Annotated in this window: 10 protein-coding genes; 1 reads left to right on the top strand and 9 read right to left on the bottom strand. The window is 70.9% G+C overall.

Going from position 1 to position 16,672, the window contains the following annotated elements; all coding sequences use genetic code 11:
• Positions 1–59: 59 nt before the first annotated feature.
• The 4 genes from AB0I82_RS16670 to AB0I82_RS16655 all read right to left on the bottom strand — a co-directional run bounded on the left by AB0I82_RS16670 (position 60) and on the right by AB0I82_RS16655 (position 4,722).
• Positions 60–905: a sugar ABC transporter permease gene (locus tag AB0I82_RS16670; RefSeq protein ID WP_363258399.1), complete on the bottom strand. Its 846-nt coding sequence runs from the start codon at positions 903–905 to the stop codon at positions 60–62.
• 68 nt (positions 906–973) lie between these two features.
• Positions 974–2,329, bottom strand: coding sequence for an ABC transporter substrate-binding protein (locus AB0I82_RS16665; protein WP_363257975.1), 1,356 nt, complete (start codon positions 2,327–2,329; stop codon positions 974–976).
• Positions 2,330–2,392: 63 nt separating this feature from the next.
• Positions 2,393–3,109 carry a response regulator gene (locus AB0I82_RS16660; RefSeq protein WP_363257973.1) on the bottom strand — a complete coding sequence of 239 codons (717 nt, stop codon included), beginning with the start codon at positions 3,107–3,109 and terminating at the stop codon, positions 2,393–2,395.
• Positions 3,106–4,722, bottom strand: coding sequence for a sensor histidine kinase (locus AB0I82_RS16655; protein WP_363257972.1), 1,617 nt, complete (start codon positions 4,720–4,722; stop codon positions 3,106–3,108). Before AB0I82_RS16655 ends, AB0I82_RS16660 begins: the two co-directional genes overlap by 4 nt.
• 169 nt (positions 4,723–4,891) lie before the next feature.
• On the opposite strand from AB0I82_RS16655, the gene AB0I82_RS16650 reads away from it, so the two are divergent.
• Positions 4,892–6,289, top strand: a complete 1,398-nt coding sequence (locus tag AB0I82_RS16650; protein ID WP_363258398.1) for a cation:dicarboxylase symporter family transporter — start codon at positions 4,892–4,894, stop codon at positions 6,287–6,289.
• Positions 6,290–6,580: 291 nt separating this feature from the next.
• Here the strand turns inward: AB0I82_RS16650 and glgB are convergent, their stop codons facing one another.
• From glgB to AB0I82_RS16625, 5 genes are all read right to left on the bottom strand, one after another.
• Positions 6,581–9,253 (bottom strand): 1,4-alpha-glucan branching enzyme, encoded by a 2,673-nt coding sequence (gene glgB / locus AB0I82_RS16645; protein WP_363257971.1) that lies wholly within the window; start codon positions 9,251–9,253, stop codon positions 6,581–6,583.
• Positions 9,254–9,314: 61 nt separating this feature from the next.
• The gene (locus tag AB0I82_RS16640; RefSeq protein WP_363257970.1) at positions 9,315–10,931 is read right to left on the bottom strand and encodes a maltokinase; all 1,617 of its coding nucleotides are present in this window, start codon (positions 10,929–10,931) and stop codon (positions 9,315–9,317) included.
• Between the two features lie 382 nt (positions 10,932–11,313).
• A complete protein-coding gene (gene treS, locus AB0I82_RS16635; RefSeq protein ID WP_363257969.1) occupies positions 11,314–13,017 on the bottom strand; it encodes a maltose alpha-D-glucosyltransferase in 1,704 nt (567 codons plus the stop codon).
• The gene (locus tag AB0I82_RS16630; RefSeq protein WP_363257968.1) at positions 13,014–15,005 is read right to left on the bottom strand and encodes an alpha-1,4-glucan--maltose-1-phosphate maltosyltransferase; all 1,992 of its coding nucleotides are present in this window, start codon (positions 15,003–15,005) and stop codon (positions 13,014–13,016) included. The genes treS and AB0I82_RS16630 overlap by 4 nt, the downstream gene beginning before the upstream one ends.
• Before the next feature lie 330 nt (positions 15,006–15,335).
• Complete coding sequence (locus AB0I82_RS16625; RefSeq protein WP_363257967.1) at positions 15,336–16,595, bottom strand: S8 family peptidase; 1,260 nt, start codon at positions 16,593–16,595, stop codon at positions 15,336–15,338.
• Positions 16,596–16,672 lie beyond the last annotated feature (77 nt).

Below are 16,672 nucleotides of genomic sequence, written 5' to 3'. Positions count from 1 at the left end.
ACGGTCGGGGTGCGCTTCACGGAGCCGACGGTCGGGGTGCGCTTTACGGAGCCGGGCACTCAGACCTCCGTGCGCAGCAGGCGCATGTAGACGAGGGAGAAGAGGGAGCCGACCAGGAGGAGGAGCAGGGCCACGGCCGTCGCGTAGCCGATCATGCTGTTCTGGAAGGCCTGTTCGTACATGTACAGGGGGAGCGTCTGGCTGCGGTTGCCGGGGCCGCCGCGGGTCATCACCCAGATCAGACCGAAGACCGAGAGGGTCTGGAGGGTGTTGAGCATCAGGTTGGTGCCGATGGAGCGGCGGATCATCGGGAGCGTGATGTGCCACATCCGGCGCCGGCCGCTCGCGCCGTCGACCTGCGCGGCCTCGGTGATCTCCTTGGGGATCTCGTTCAGGGCCGCCGAGTACACCAGCATCGAAAAGGCCGTGCCGCGCCAGACGTTGGCGAAGGAGACCGCCAGGATGGGGAGAGTGTAGAGCCAGTTCTGGGGCGGCAAGTGCAGCCAGTCGAGCACCGCGTTCAGGGTGCCTTCGCGGCGGAAGAAGGCGTAGAGGAGGAAGCCCGCCACCACTTCCGGGAGCACCCAGGCCACCACCACGATGCCGCCGGTGAGCGTGCGCACCGGTCCGGAGGCGCGCTGCATCAGGGCCGCGAGCGTCAGACCCAGGGTGTTCTGGCCGATCAGGGACGAGACGACCGTGAAGACCAGGGTGAGCCAGACGGCGTTGAGGAAGTCCTTGTCGCCGAAGGCCTCGGTGAAGTTGTCCAGGCCGATGAAGGACGATTCCGCCTGGCCGGTCAGTTGGAGGTCGGTGAAGGCGAGGTAGACGCAGTAGCCGATCGGGCCCGCGAGGAAGAGCAGCAGCAGGACGACGCCGGGGGTCACCGGCAGGGCCCGCGCCAGGCTGCGGCGCGGGCGCCGGGCGGGGGCCCCGGTGGGCTTCTCGACCGCGGAGCGCGTACCGACCGCGCTCACTTCTTGACCACTTGGCCGTCGGTGATCGAGTCCAGCTCCTCGTTATAGGTCTTCGCCGCCTCCGCCACCGAAGTGTCGCCCGTCGTGACGCCCTCCATGGCTTCCTGGATCGCGGTGGAGACCTTCGGATACGCGGGGTAGGCCGGCCGGTAGTGGGTGTGCGCGACCAGGTCGGTGAAGAACTTGATGCCGGGCTGCGCCTTCACGTACTGCGGGTCCTCGGCGACGTCCTTCCGGACCGCGATGCCGGAGTTGGCGATGTACCACTTCTGCGCGTTCTTCTTGGTCTGCATGGTCTTGATGAACTCGAAGGCCAGATCCGGATTGCCCGCCTTGGCGGGGATCGCCCACGTCCAGCCGCCCGACATGCTCACCTTTCCGGGAGCCCGGCCGTGCTGCGTGGGCATGTGCGCGAGGCCCAGCTCCTCGGACCACTCGGGCCATTCGTGGCCCGACCCCTCGATCCAGTCCTGGGGCAGCCAGGAGCCGTCCAGGTTGATGGCGAGCTTTCCCTCGGGCAGCAGTTCGCCGCGGGCGCGGGCGCCGATGTTCGGGTCGAGCGCGTCGGAGACCTCCGGGCCGAGCTTCTCCTTGTACACGGTCTCCACGAACTTCAGGGAGTCCTTGAAGCCCTTGCCGCCGGCGACCCACTTCTTCTTGTCCGGGTCGTACAGCGGGTCCTCGCCCGTGCCGTAGAGCAGCATTTCGAAGCCCTGCATCGTGGCCATCTCGCCCGCGGGCTTGCCGGTGTAGACGTTCAGCGGGATGACGCCGGGGACCTTCTTCTTGAGGGTGCGGGCGGTGTCGAGGATGTCCTCCCAGTTCTTCGGCTGCCAGTCCGCGGGCAGGCCCGCCTTCTTGAAGATGTCCTTGTTGAACCACAGGCCGCGGGTGTCGGTGCCGTCCGGCACGCCGTACGTCTTGCCGTCCTGGCCCCGGGCCGCGGTCTTCGCGGTGTCGATGAACTGCCCCCAGTCCTGCCACTTGTCCAGGTAGGGGTCGAGGGGCTTCAGATAGCCGCTGGTGATGTCGGAGTTGATGAGGAAGGTGTCCTCGTACACGAGGTCGGGCGCGGTCTTGGGGGAGCGCAGCATCTGCTGGAGCTTCGTGTAGTACTCGGAGTCCGGTGCCTTGATCGGCACCAGCTTCACCTTTTTGCCCGGGTTCGCCTTCTCGAACTCCTTCTTCACCCCGGCCAGGTACGTGTCCATGACCCGGACCTTGTTGTCCGTGGACTGCTTGAACGAGACCTTGATGACATCCGGGTCGCTCCCGGAGCCGCCGCCGCAGGCGGTCAGCGTGGCAGCGGCGAGTACGGCGGAGAGGAGCATCAGCGGGACGGAAGGACGCACGGCGGTACCTCCAACTGGCCACGGTGGGCTGCACGGTGACCGTAAGGTGACCGGTTGGTCAGGTCAATGGTCCGACCAGCGGTACCGCAATTCGGGCCGCCCGACGTGGCCGTACTGCGGGGCCCGGACCGCCCGTCCGGCGTCCACGAGGTGCTCCAGATAACGCCGCGCCGTGATGCGGGAGATGCCCACCGTCTCGGCCGCGGCGCCCGCCGACAGCCCCTCGGGGGCAGCCCGCAGCGCGTCCGTCACGGCCCGGAGCGTCGCCGGGGTCAGCCCTTTGGGCAGGGTCGCGGGGCGCGGAGCGCGCAGCGCGGCGATGGCCCGGTCCACCTCGTCCTGGCCGCTGGCCTCGCCCGCCGCCGAGCGGAAGACGGCGTAACGGGTGAGCCGGTCGCGCAGCGTGGAGAAGGTGAAGGGCTTCAGGACGTACTGGACGATGCCGAGGGAGACGCCCTCGCGGACGACGGTCAGGTCGCGGGCCGAGGTGACGGCGAAGATGTCCGCCGTATGGCCCGCCGCGCGCAGCGTCCGTACGAGCTGCAGCCCGTGCCCGTCCGGCAGGAAGAGGTCCAGCAGGACCAGGTCGACGGGGTGCTGGTCGAGGTGGCGGCGGGCCGCCGCGGCGGTGTGCACCGTACCGGAGACGGTGAAGCCCTCGACCCGGCCGACGTACAGCGCGTGCGCGTCGGCGGCCACGGGGTCGTCCTCGACGACCAGTACCCGGAGGGGTCTTTCCGGGCGCGTGGGCGTGCGCCCGCCGTCGTCCTGTGAGGTCATTCCCGCAGCTCCGTCCGCAGTGGCAGGCGGACGGCGAACGCCGCGCCGCCCTCGGGGGCCCGCTCCAGCGTGACCGTACCGCCGTGCCGCCGCACGGTCTGCCGCACGATGGCCAGCCCGAGGCCCCGGCCGTGCACCGTAGGGCCCGCCGCCTTGGTCGTCCAGCCGCGCCGGAAGATCTCCTCGGCGTGGCCGGGGTCCACGCCGGGCCCGGAGTCGGCGACCCGCAGCAGCAGCTCGCCGTCCGCGGCGCGCACGGTGACCACGACGCGGCCCGGCTCGCCCGCCGGGCGCCCGCCCGCCGCCGCGTCGGTCGCGTTGTCGATGAGGTTGCCCAGTACGGTCACCAGGTCGCGGGCCGGCAGCCAGCCGGGCAGCAGCCCGTCGTCGATCCCGCTGTCCTCGGTCAGGGTGAGCTCCACACCGTACTCGTTCGCCTGCGCGGCCTTGCCGAGCAGCAGCGCGGCCAGCACCGGCTCGCCGACCGCGCCCACCACCCGGTCGGTGAGCGCCTGGGCCAGCTCCAGCTCCGCGGTGGCGAACTCCACCGCCTCCTCCGCCCGGCCCAGCTCGATCAGCGAGACGACGGTGTGCAGCCGGTTGGCGGCCTCGTGCGCCTGGGAGCGCAGCGCCTCCGCGAAGCCGCGTACCGAGTCCAGCTCGCCGGAGAGCGCCTGCAGCTCGGTGTGGTCCCGCAGGGTGACCATCGTGCCGCGCCGCTCGCCGTCGTCGACCGGCGCGGTGTTCACGACGACCACCCGGTCTGCGGTGAGGTGCAGCTCGTCCACGCGGGGCGCGGGGTCGAGCAGCGCCTCGGTGAGCGGCGCGGGCAGCCCGAGGTCCGCGACCGGCCGGCCCACTGCGTCCCCGGCCAGCCCCAGCAGCTCCCGCGCCCCGTCGTTGATCAGGGCGACCGCGCGCCGCCCGTCGAGCAGTAGCAGCCCTTCGCGTACGGCGTGCAGCGCGGCCTGGTGGTAGTCGTGCAGCCGGCTCAGCTCGGCGGCGTTCATGCCGTGCGTGTGCCGGCGCAGCCGGGCGTTGATCACGTACGTGCCGAGGCCGCCCAGGGCCAGCGCGGCGGCCGCGACGGCGATCAGCGACAGCATCTGGCGGCGCAGCCCGCCGCTGATCGTCTCGACCGTGATCCCGGAGCTGACCAGCGCGACGACCTTCCCGCGGTCCCGCACCGGCGCCACGACGCGGACGGACGGCCCCAGGGTGCCGCGGTGCGTCTCGTGGAAGACCTCGCCGCGCAGCGCCGGGCCGATGTGCCCCAGGTACTTCTTGCCGATGGCGGACGGCTTCGTATGGGTATACCGGGTCTTGTCGGTGTCCATCACGACGACGAAGGCGACACCGGCGTCCTTGCGCACGTCCTCCGTGTAGGGCTGGAGCAGCTTCGTGGGGTCCTGAGAACGGACCGCCTGCTCGACGTACGGCGAATCGGCGACCGCCGTGGCACAGGCCGTCGCCTGCCGCCGGGCGGTCTCCTCCGCCTGCTCGCTCGCGGACAGGTAGGCGAAGACGGCGCAGCCCGCCACGACGACCGCGATCAGCACGGCCTGCACGGCGAAAAGCTGCCCGGCCAGGCTGCGGGGGCGGGGGAGGCGCATGTGCATAAGTTTGCCTGCCGACGTTTACATGAACGAAATGCACGTAAGGGTGACGTGATCAAGAGGGGGGTGCATAGTCGCCGGGACTTTGTTTTGCGTTCAAGAGCCGCAGGTCGCACACGCAGAACCGGACAATCGAGGACAGGAGGCAGTCGTGGCTGCAACGATCCTGCCGGGTGGCGGGACCCCCGGCGAGCCCGCCACGCCCGCACCGAAGAAGCGTGACCGGACCCATTACCTCTACATCGCCGTCATCGGCGCCGTAGTGCTCGGCATCGCCGTCGGCTTCATCGCCCCCGGTGTCGCCGTGGAGCTCAAGCCGCTCGGCGAGGGCTTCGTCAATCTCATCAAGATGATGATCTCGCCGGTCATCTTCTGCACGATCGTCCTCGGCGTCGGCTCCGTCCGGAAGGCCGCCAAGGTCGGCGCGGTCGGCGGCCTGGCGCTCGGCTACTTCATGGTCATGTCGACCGTGGCGCTCGCCATCGGCCTGGTCGTCGGCAACATTCTGGAGCCCGGCTCCGGGCTGCAGCTGACCGAGACGGTCCGGCACGCGGGCCAGGCGCAGTCCGAGGGCGGCGGCGAGTCCAGCTCGGAGTTCGTGCTCGGCATCATTCCGACCACCCTGGTCTCCGCCTTCACCACCGGCGAGGTGCTGCAGACCCTGCTGGTCGCGCTGCTGGTGGGCTTCGCGTTGCAGGCGATGGGCAAGACCGGCGAGCCGGTCCTGCGCGGCATCGGCCACCTCCAGAAGCTGGTCTTCCGGGTCCTGTCCATGATCATGTGGGCGGCTCCGGTCGGTGCCTTCGGCGCCATCGCCGCGGTGGTCGGCGAGACCGGCCTGGACGCGCTGAAGTCCCTGGCCGTCATCATGGTCGGCTTCTACATCACGTGCCTGCTCTTCGTGATCGTCGTCCTCGGTACGCTGCTGCGCCTGATCGCCGGCGTGAACATCTTCTCGCTGCTGAAGTACCTGGGCCGCGAGTTCCTGCTGATCCTCTCCACCTCCTCCTCCGAGTCGGCGCTGCCGCGCCTCATCGCCAAGATGGAGCACCTGGGCGTCAGCAAGCCGGTCGTCGGCATCACCGTTCCGACCGGTTACTCCTTCAACCTCGACGGCACCGCGATCTACCTCACGATGTCCTCGCTGTTCGTCGCCGAGGCGATGGGCAGCCCGCTCTCCATCGGCGAGCAGATCTCACTCCTGGTCTTCATGATCATCGCGTCCAAGGGCGCGGCCGGCGTCACCGGCGCGGGCCTGGCCACCCTGGCCGGCGGCCTCCAGTCGCACCGCCCCGACCTGGTCGACGGCGTCGGCCTGATCGTCGGCATCGACCGCTTCATGAGCGAGGCCCGCGCCCTCACCAACTTCGCGGGCAACGCGGTCGCCACGGTCCTGATCGGCACCTGGACCAAGGAGATCGACAAGACCCGGGTCAACGAGGTCCTGGCGGGCGGTCTCCCGTTCGACGAGACCACGCTGGTGGACGACGGCCACGGCCCGGCCGCCGAAGCCGAAGGGGAGGTCCCGGAGCCCCGCGCCAAGAGCGACAAGGCCGGCGTCTGACGCAGGCCCGAGGCGGCACCAAGTTCGCGATCTTGTGCGGAATTTCTCGGTTGCGTATCAGGGTGTCGCGGGCCGGAAACGAAGCCGTGGCGGGGCTGTCCCCGGACGCTGTGAAGCGGCAAAGTTTCCAGGGCCGGCGGAAACCGTCGGTGAACGGGGGATCACGGGGGAACGGGGCCCGCCGGCGGCAGACGCCGGCGGGCCCCTTTCTTGTGCGTACGAGCAGGGGGTGCGACACCGGCCCGCAAGCACGTCCGTACGGCCGGCGGAGCACGCTCCCGGCCGGTGCGCTCAGCCCGCGGGGCGCAGCCAGACCGTGGCGAGCGGCGGGAGGACCGGCGCGATGGAGACGGCCCGGCCGTGGTACGGCACGGGCTCGGACTTCAGCTGCCCCGGGTTGATCACGCCGCTGCCGCCGAACCGCTCCTCGTCGGTGTTGAGCACCTCCCGCCAGGCCGGGACGTTCTCCGGTACACCGAGGCGGTACTCGTGCCGGACCACCGGCGAGAAGTTGCAGACCGCGATCAGCGGGTCGCCCTCGGCGTCGTACCGCACGAACGCGAAGACGTTGTCCTCCCACGCCCCGCCGTCGATCCAGGAGAAGCCGCCCGGGTCGGTGTCCCGTTCCCACAGTGCGGGCGTCGCGCCGTACTGCCGGTTCAGCTCGCGGACCAGGTCGCGGACGCCGCGGTGGTCCGGCTCGGCGGAGTACGCCGGATCCAGCAGCCACCAGTCCGGGCCGTGCCCCTCGGACCACTCCGCGCCCTGCGCGAACTCCTGGCCCATGAAGAGCAGTTGCTTGCCCGGGTGGGACCACATGAAGCCCAGGTACGCGCGGTGGTTGGCGCGCTGCTGCCACCAGTCGCCGGGCATCTTGGAGACCAGCGCCCGCTTGCCGTGCACCACCTCGTCGTGCGAGATGGGGAGAACGTAGTTCTCCGAGTACGCGTACACCATCGAGAAGGTCATCTCGTTGTGGTGGTACTTGCGGTGCACCGGCTCCTTGGACATGTACACCAGCGAGTCGTGCATCCAGCCCATGTTCCACTTCAGCCCGAAGCCCAGGCCGCCGAAGCCGCCGGGGCCGACGTGGTGGGTGGCGCGGGTGACGCCGTCCCAGGCGGTGGACTCCTCGGCGATGGTGACGACGCCGGGGCAGCGGCGGTAGACGGTGGCGTTCATCTCCTGGAGGAAGTCGACCGCGTCGAGGTTCTCCCGGCCGCCGTGCTCGTTGGGCGTCCACTCGCCGTGCTCACGGGAGTAGTCCAGATAGAGCATCGAGGCCACCGCGTCCACGCGCAGGCCGTCGATGTGGAATTCGGAGCACCAGTAGACGGCGTTGGCGACGAGGAAGTTACGGACTTCCGTGCGGCCGTAGTCGAATTCGAGGGTGCCCCAGTCGGGGTGCGCGGCGCGGGCCGGGTCCTCGTGCTCGTACAGCGGCCGGCCGTCGAACTCCGCGAGCGCCCAGTCGTCGCGCGGGAAGTGCGCGGGCACCCAGTCCATGATCACGCCGATGTCCGCCCGGTGCAGCGCGTCGATCAGATACTTGAAGTCGTCGGGGGTGCCGAGCCGGGCCGTCGGCGCGTAGAAGCCGGTGACCTGGTAGCCCCACGAGCCGCCGAAGGGGTGCTCGGCGACCGGCATCAGCTCCACGTGCGTGAAGCCCAGGTCCTTGACGTACGCGGGCAGCTGCTCGGCCAGCTCGCGGTAGGACAGGCCGGGGCGCCAGGACGGCAGATGCACCTCGTAGACGGAGAACGGCGAGGTGTGCACCGGGCGTTCGGCGCGGCGCGCCATCCACTCCGCGTCGCCCCACTCGTGCCGCGTGACGTCGATGACCGAGGCGTTGGCGGGCGGGCACTCGGTCCGCCGGGCCATCGGGTCGATGCGCAGCGTGTGGCTGCCGTCCGGGCGCGCGATGTCGAACTTGTACAGCTCGCCCTCGCCCAGCCCGGGGATGAACAGCTCCCACACGCCGGTGGAGCCGAGGGAGCGCATCGGATAGACCGTGCCGTCCCAGTAGTTCATGTTCCCGGCGACGCGGACGCCCTGCGCGTTCGGCGCCCACACCGTGAAGCGGGTGCCGGTCACGCCCTCGTGCTCCATGATGCGCGCGCCGAGCGCCTGCCACAGCTCCTCGTGCCGGCCCTCGCCGATCAGATGCAGGTCCAGCTCGCCGATCGCGGGCAGGAAGCGGTACGGGTCGTGGGTGGTCACCTCGTGCGCGTCCGGGCCCTCGCCATAGGTGATCACCAGCTGGTAGTCGGGGATTTCCGACAGCGGCAGTACCCCGGCGAACAGGCCGTCGCCCTCGTCGTGCAGCTCGGCCCGCAGGCCCTTGGCCAGTACGGCCACCGAGAGGGCGTACGGGCGCAGCGCGCGGAAGAGCACCCCGCCGGGCACGGGATGCGCGCCGAGCAGCGCGTGCGGGTCGTGGTGCGTACCGGACAGCAGCCGGCCGCGGTCGGTGTCCCCCAGCGGGGACGCGGCGCGCACCCCGCCCTTGCCGCTGCGCGGGGCGGGGGCGGTAGTACGCGCGGCGGCGGCCACGGGCTCGGCGGCCTTGGGTGCGGCCTTGCCGGCGGCGGGTCCGGCCGCGGTCTTCTTCGCCGTCGGCGACTTGGCCGCTGCCGCCTTCGCCGCTGTCGTCTTCGTGGCGGCCGGCTTGGCCGCACTCGTCTTCGCGGCCGTCTTCGTGGCCGTCTTCTTGGCGGTGGCCTTCTTGGTGGTGGCCTTCTTGGCCGTCTTCTTCGCGGCGGTCTTCTTCGCGGCGGGCTTCTTGGCGGCCGCGGCGGCCGGTCCCCCCGCCTCCGCCTCGGGATCGGGCCCGGTGCGCTGGGCCGGCGGGGCGTCCTGCTCGTCCTCCGACCGGGCGGCCGGCAGGAAGGTGGGCGGGACGTCGGCGTCGGGCGCCGCTGCTGCGGGGTCGGACGTGGGGCGGGACGGCGGACGGGGGGTCACGGGAGGAGCCTCCTGGCGGGGCGGTTCGGGGGTCGGGGGATCGAAGGGCGGTTCACTTTGGTCAGGTGCGGTCCTCGGGCGGGGCGTAGGTCGGGAACGACGGGTCGCCCTCCTCGGGGTCCGCTTCGGCGTAGGGGTCGGGCCCCGCGCCCACGTGCGGGTCGGTCGTCAGCTGCGGGTCGGTGCCCAGGCGCGGGTCCGGGCCGGCGAGACGGCGGACGGCGGCCATCGGGATGGGCAGCCAGTCCGGCCGGTGCCGTGCCTCGTACAGCACCTCGTACACGGCCTTGTCGGTCTCGTACGCGCGCATCAGCTCCGGAACGGAGTCCGGGTCCAGGCCGCCGGCCTCGGCATAGCCGCGGCAGAACGCGGTCCGTGCGCGCCGCGCCCACTCCAGCGACCAGGCGTCGCCGCCGCCGGGGCCGCTGCGCGCCGCGTAGTCGAAGGACCGGAGCATAGCGGCCACATCGCGCACCGCGGGCTGGACATCGCGCCTTTCCGCCAACGGCCGGGCCGGCTCGCCCTCGAAGTCGATGACCGACCAGCGGCCCTCGCCCGCGGAGCGCAGCGTCTGGCCGAGATGCAGGTCGCCGTGGATGCGCTGGGCCGCGAAGGTGCGGCCGTCCCGGCCGAGGGTGGTCAGCGCGTGGAAGGCGGTGCGCAGCCTGGTGCGGTACGGGCGCAGCGCCGGGACCGCGCGCGCCGCGGCGTCCAGCCGCTCGGCCATCCCGGCGGCGATCAGCTCCAGGTGGGTGCGGCGCAGCTCGGTGGTGGGCAGCGTCTCGGCGAGCGCGGTGTGCACCTCGGCGGTGGCGTGGCCGAGCGCCCGCGCGGAGCCGGTGAAGTCGGCGCGTACCGACAGGGCGTTGAGCGCGAGCTGCCAGCCGTCGGCGGCGCCGTCCAGGAACGGGGTGAGCACGCCGAGAGTGATCGGTTCTGCGGCGTGATGGCGCGGCCCTTCGGCCGCCGTCACCGGGCCCGCCGCGTCCGACTCGAACCACGCGACCGGCGGCGGCACCCGCGAGCACTTCGCACGGGCCAGCGCCAGCGGCAGTTCCAGGTCCGGGTTGAGCCCGGGGGAGGCCCGCCGGAAGACCTTGAGGATGTACGCGTCGCCGAAGACGACCGAGGTGTTGGACTGTTCGGTGGTCAGCGGCCGGGCGGTGAGGCCGGAGGCGATCGCCGTGTCCGACTCGACGGTGAAGCGGAGCGCGCCCAGCTGTCCGGGCACCCGCAGCCGTTCCAGCAGCAGCGTGCACAGTCGGGGGTCCAGCAGCGCGTCGTAGACCGTGCGCCCGGACAGCGGTCCGCCGTCCGGGCGGCCGATCAGCGCGTGGGCGAGCCGCGGCGGCAGCGTGCCGTGCACGCCGAGCAGCAGCTGGTAGCAGTCGTCGTCCTCGGGCGTGCGGGCCGGCGGGCCGGGCTGCCGGGCGCGGACGAGCAGATGCAGCAGTCCGGGCGCGGCGACGCCGTCGAGGATCCCGTCGACGGGCAGCAGCTCGGCGGCCGAGACGAGATCGAAGCCGGTGACCGGCCGGCCCTTGCCGGCGAACCACCGCTGCCGTGGCACCCATTCGCGCAGCAAGGGGTCGAGCGAGGGCAGCAGTCCGGGTGCGGTGGTGACGGACGGCCGGTGGTGCCGGCCTTGCAGAGCACGGGTCGAGGCGGTTTCCGACATGACGTCGCGTCCTTTCCCCGGGCACACGACAGCTACGGCAAAGTGTCCCGGAATACGGCCTTTACTGTGGGGCGGTGCGGGACGTGTCGGGCGAGGATCGTCCGTACGGCAGCGGATCTGCGGCAGGTGTCCCCACGCCCGGAGGCGCGGCGCGTGGATCGTCCGGCCCGTGCGGCAGTAGGGAGACTGCCCGGGCGAAAGGTCGAAAAACACCCGAACACGCCTTGCGTGCATGTACGGGCGGGTAGCTTTTGTGCCCCCGGCACGGACGGCCTGCCGGCCGGCGCGACGGGCCCGTACGCGGCGGTGCGCGGGCGCCCGTGAGCTGCGCCCGCGCGGCACCGGCCCGAAAGCCCGGCCGGTGCCCGGAACGTCGTGCCGGCTAAGCCACCGCGTCCTTCCGCAGCCGGAACCAGTAGAAGCCGTGGCCCGCCAGGGTGAGCAGGTACGGCAGTTGGCCGATGGCCGGGAACCGCACGCCACCGATCAGCTCGACCGGGTGCCGCCCGTCGAACGTCTGCAGGTCCAGCTCGGTGGGCTGGGCGAACCGCGAGAAGTTGTGCACGCACAGGACGAGGTCGTCCTGGTACTCGCGGAGGAACGCCAGTACCGCCGGGTTGGAGGACGGCAGTTCGGTGTACGTGCCCAGGCCGAAGGCGGGGTTCTGCTTGCGGATCTCGATCATCCGCCGGGTCCAGTGCAGCAGGGACGACGGCGAGGACTGCGCGGCCTCGACGTTGGTCACCTGGTAGCCGTAGACCGGGTCCATGATCGTGGGCAGGAAGAGCCGCCCCGGATCGCAGGACGAGAAGCCGGCGTTGCGGTCCGGCGTCCACTGCATGGGCGTGCGCACCGCGTCCCGGTCGCCCAGCCAGATGTTGTCGCCCATGCCGATCTCGTCGCCGTAGTACAGGATCGGCGTGCCGGGCAGGGAGAGCAGCAGGGCGGTGAACAGCTCGATCTGATTGCGGTCGTTGTCCAGCAGGGGCGCGAGGCGGCGGCGGATGCCGATGTTGGCGCGCATCCGCGGGTCCTTGGCGTACTCCGCGTACATGTAGTCGCGCTCTTCGTCCGTGACCATTTCGAGCGTGAGCTCGTCGTGGTTGCGCAGGAAGATGCCCCACTGGCAGCCGGACGGGATCGCCGGGGTCTTGGCGAGGATTTCCGAGACCGGGTAGCGGGATTCGCGGCGTACCGCCATGAAGATGCGCGGCATGACCGGGAAGTGGAACGCCATGTGGCACTCGTCGCCGCCGGTCTCCGGGTCGCCGAAGTAGTCGACCACGTCCTCCGGCCACTGGTTGGCCTCGGCCAGCAGCACCGTGTCCGGGTAGTTCGCGTCGATCACGGCGCGCACTCGCTTCAGGAAGGCGTGCGACTGCGGGAGGTTCTCGCAGTTGGTGCCCTCCTCGGCGTAGAGGTAGGGCACGGCGTCCAGCCGGAAGCCGTCGATGCCCAGGTCCAGCCAGAAGCGCAGCGCGGAGATCATCTCCTCCTGCACCGCCGGGTTCTCGTAGTTGAGGTCCGGCTGGTGGGAGAAGAAGCGGTGCCAGTAGTACTGCTTGCGCACCGGGTCGAAGGTCCAGTTGGACGCCTCGGTGTCGACGAAGATGATCCGGGCGTCCTGGTACTGCTTGTCGTCGTCCGCCCAGACGTAGTAGTCGCCGTACGGCCCGTCGGGGTCGGTGCGGGACTCCTGGAACCACGGGTGCTGGTCGCTGGTGTGGTTCATCACCATGTCGATGATCACCCGCATGCCGCGCTGGTGCGCGGCGTCCACGAACTCCACGAAGTCGGCGAGGTCACCGAACTCCGGCAGCACCGAGGTGTAGTCGCTGACGTCGTAACCGCCGTCCCGCAGGGGGGACTTGAAGAACGGCGGCAGCCAGAGGCAGTCGACGCCCAGCCACTGCAGATGATCCAGCTTGGCCGTCAGGCCCTTCAGGTCGCCGACGCCGTCCCCGTTGCTGTCCTGGAACGAACGCACCAGGACTTCGTAGAAGACGGCCCGTTTGAACCATTCGGGATCGCGGTCCTTGGCCGGAGTGTCCTCGAACGTGTCGGGGACGGGCTCGTTGACGATCAATTGGGTGACCCTCCGATCGGTGAGGACGGTCGCAGGGACAGCACGTGCGCGGGCGCAATGCCACTGCCCGGCTCCAGGCGCACATAGTTGTCCCTGCCCCAGTGGTAGGTCTCGCCGGTGAGCTCGTCGCGCACCGGTACGGACTCGTGCCGGTCGAGGCCGAGCTCCGGCATGTCCAACGACACCGTTGCCTCGTGGGTGTGGTGCGGGTCGAGGTTCACGACCGTGAGAACCACGTCGGCACCCTCGCGCTTGGAGTACGCGAGGACCGCGTCGTTGTCGACATGATGGAAGTGCAGGGCACGCAACTGCTGGAGTGCCGGATGACGGCGGCGCAGCCGGTTGAGTGCCGTGATGAGGGGAGCGATGCTACGGCCCTCGCGGCCCGCTGTCTGCCAATCGCGGGGACGCAGCTGATACTTCTCCGAATCCAGGTACTCCTCGCTCCCGTCTCGTACCGGAGTCCCCTCGCAGAGCTCGTATCCGGCGTACACGCCCCACGTCGGGGAGAGGGTCGCGGCGAGCACCGCGCGTACCTCGAAGGCCGCCCGGCCGCCGTGCTGGAGGTACGCGTGCAGGATGTCCGGGGTGTTCACAAAAAGGTTCGGCCGCATGCAGTCGGCCGAATCCCGGGACAGCTCGGTGAGGTACTCGGTCAGCTCCTGCTTGGAGTTGCGCCAGGTGAAATACGTGTAGGACTGCTGGAAACCGACCTGCGCGAGGGTGCGCATCATGGCGGGGCGGGTGAACGCCTCGGCCAGGAAGATGACGTCCGGATCGGTGCGGTTGATGTCCGCGATCACCTTCTCCCAGAACACCACCGGCTTGGTGTGCGGATTGTCGACCCGGAAGATGCGGATGCCCTTCTCCATCCAGAAGCGCAGCAGCCGCTCCGTCTCCTTCACCAGCCCGCGGAAGTCCGCGTCGAAGGCGATGGGGTGGATGTCCTGGTACTTCTTCGGCGGGTTCTCGGCGTACGCGATGGTGCCGTCGGCGCGGTGGTGGAACCACTCCGGATGCTTGTCCAGCCACGGATGGTCCGGCGAACACTGCAGCGCGAAGTCCAGCGCCACTTCCATCCGCAGGTCCCGCGCGGTGCGCACGAAGTACGCGAAGTCCTCGAAGGTGCCCAGGTCCGGGTGGAGGGCGTCGTGGCCGCCCTCGGCCGAGCCGATCGCCCACGGCGAGCCGACGTCGTGCGGGCCCGCGGAGAGCGCGTTGTTCGGGCCCTTGCGGTGGGTGGTGCCGATCGGGTGGACGGGCGGCAGGTAGACCACGTCGAAGCCCATCGCGGCGATGTCCGGCAGCCGCTCGGCGGCGGTCCGGAAATTGCCGCTGACCATGGTCCCGTCGGGCGCCTCGTACGCGCCCTCCGAGCGCGGGAACATCTCGTACCACGAGCCGTACAGCGCCCGGCGCCGCTCCACCAGCAGCGGCATCGGCCGGGAGGCGCTGACCAGTTCGCGCAGCGGGTGCCGGCCGAGGATGTCCACGGCCTCGGGGGTGAGCGCGGCGGCCAGCCGGGTGGCGGCCGGCAGGCTCTCGTCGCGCAGCGTGTCGGCCACCCGCAGAATCGATTCGCGCCCCGCGTTCTTCGGCACCCCCGCCGCCGCCCGCTCGTGCAGCGCCGCGCCCTCGGCCAGTACGAGACCGGTGTCCTGACCGGCCGGGATCTTGACCTGCGCCGTGCGCCGCCAGGTCGTCACCGGGTCCGACCACGCCTCCACGGTGTACGTCCAGCGGCCCTCCGCGTCCGGGGTGACCAGCGCGCCCCAGCGGTCCGTGCCCGGCGCCAGCTCCCGCATCGGCGTCCAGGCGCCGCTGCGGCCGTTCGGGTCGCGCAGCACGACATTGGCGGCGACCGCGTCATGGCCTTCCCGGAAGACCGTGGCGGACACTTCGAAGGTTTCGCCGGTCACCGCCTTGGCCGGGCGGCGCCCGCAGTCGATCTGGGGACGGACGTCCAGGACGGGAATGCGACCGATCATGGGATCACCTGAGACTTGGGACACTTTGCGGGGTGTTGTCCTTTGTATCTCCGCGGCGGGCTTACGGGTTGCGGGCATGAACGGTCCTGTCGCCTTTCACTCGGTTGGAGGTGCGCAGGGCGGGACACGCGGGGGAGGCACGCAACGAACGTTCCGACTGAGCCTTCCCACGCCCCGCGGCCGGGCAATCCGGCCGCGAGTGAACTACTCGTACGTAACACCGCACCGCGATCAAGCCGGGCGAACCGGCCGCCGCGTGGCGCGCGGACAGCAGCGGACCGGCCCCGCCGACGGGCGGAGCCGGCCCTCACGGCCCTGTCCGGAGCGGTACTAGCTGACCCGGAGCAGCCGGTCCGTCGATCCCAGCGAGCCCTTGACCTGGCCCGCCGAAGCGCGGTTGACCAGCCCCTTCTCGACCTGCTCCGGATCCGCCCCCGGGTGCTGCGCCAGGTACAGCGCGGCCGCGCCCGCGGCGTGCGGAGCGGCCATCGAGGTGCCCGAGAGGGTCTTGACGGCCGCGTCCCCCGAGTTCCATGCCGAGGTGATCCCCACACCCGGCGCGAACAGGTCGACCCCCGGGCCCCAGTTGGAGAACTTGGCGGGGGTGTCGCGGCTGTCCGTGGCGCCGACCGTAATGGCCTCCCGGACCCGGCCGGGCGAGTACAGGTCCGCCGGCAGCCGGTTGTTCCCGGCCGCGACGGTGAACGTCACCCCGGCCTCGATCGCCTTGCGCACCGCCTGGTCCAGCTGCGGCGACGCCATGCTGCCCAGACTCAGATTGGCCACCGCGGGCTTCCCCTTGGCGTGCAGCGTCACCCAGTCGATGCCCGCCATGACCGTCTCGGTGGTGCCGGAGCCCTGAGCGTCCAGCACCCGCACCGAGACGATGTCGGCCTTCTTGGCGACGCCGTACTTCTCACCCGCAATGGTGGCGGCCACATGGGTGCCATGGCCGTTCTCGTCGGACGCGTTGCCGTCGTTGCCGACGAAGTCCCACCCGCTTCTGGCCCGTCCCCCGAAGTCCTGGTGGGTGGTGCGCACGCCGGTGTCCAGGACGTAGACGCTGACGCCCGCGCCGCCGCCGGGCGGCATGGCGTACGACTTGTTCAGCGGCAGGCTCCGCTGGTCGATCCGGTCCAGGCCCCAGGACGGCGGGTTCTTCTGGATCGCCCCCGGCTCCTCCGGGCTCTTCCGGCGGTCGCCCGGCGCCCGCACGGTGTCCGTCAGCCGTATCGTGCGGTTCTGGCTCACCGCCGCCACCGCCGGGTCCGCCGCGAGCCGCTTGGCCTGGGTCGCGTTCGCCCGTATCGCGTAGCCGTTGATGGCCTTGCGGTACACCCGGCGTATCGTCGCGCCGTACTTCGCCACCATCCGTTTGCCCGCCGCCGACCGCGCGTCGACCCCCCGCGCGCCGTCCTTGAAGGTGACGATGTAGCTGCTGTTCACCGCGCCGGACGCCCCCGCTCCCAGTACCCGGCCTTCGGGCGGCGCGGCGTGGGCCGGCAGCGTGGCGGCGCAGAGCAGGGCCGCCGACGCGGCGGCCGTACTCCCCGCGGCCAGCCGTCGCCGGGCTGTTCGTGTCCAGGCCATGTACGGAGTTCCCCTCTTCAACTCGACAGGCGGGCAAGGGTGTTGCGATCCGTGGCGCCGGCTGCCGCGCCGCGCTC

Source organism: Streptomyces sp. NPDC050315 (assembly GCF_040655775.1).
Classification (GTDB): domain Bacteria; phylum Actinomycetota; class Actinomycetes; order Streptomycetales; family Streptomycetaceae; genus Streptomyces.
This window is presented reverse-complemented; position numbering and strand designations above follow the sequence as displayed.

Bases quoted from the DNA above. Each gene is read 5' to 3' on its own strand.
- AB0I82_RS16660 (WP_363257973.1), bottom strand. From the start codon at position 3,109: ATGACCTCACAGGACGACGGCGGGCGCACGCCCACGCGCCCGGAAAGA.
- AB0I82_RS16655 (WP_363257972.1), bottom strand. From the start codon at position 4,722: ATGCGCCTCCCCCGCCCCCGCAGCCTGGCCGGGCAGCTTTTCGCCGTG.
- AB0I82_RS16640 (WP_363257970.1), bottom strand. From the start codon at position 10,931: ATGTCGGAAACCGCCTCGACCCGTGCTCTGCAAGGCCGGCACCACCGG.
- AB0I82_RS16630 (WP_363257968.1), bottom strand. From the start codon at position 15,005: ATGATCGGTCGCATTCCCGTCCTGGACGTCCGTCCCCAGATCGACTGC.
- AB0I82_RS16625 (WP_363257967.1), bottom strand. From the start codon at position 16,595: ATGGCCTGGACACGAACAGCCCGGCGACGGCTGGCCGCGGGGAGTACG.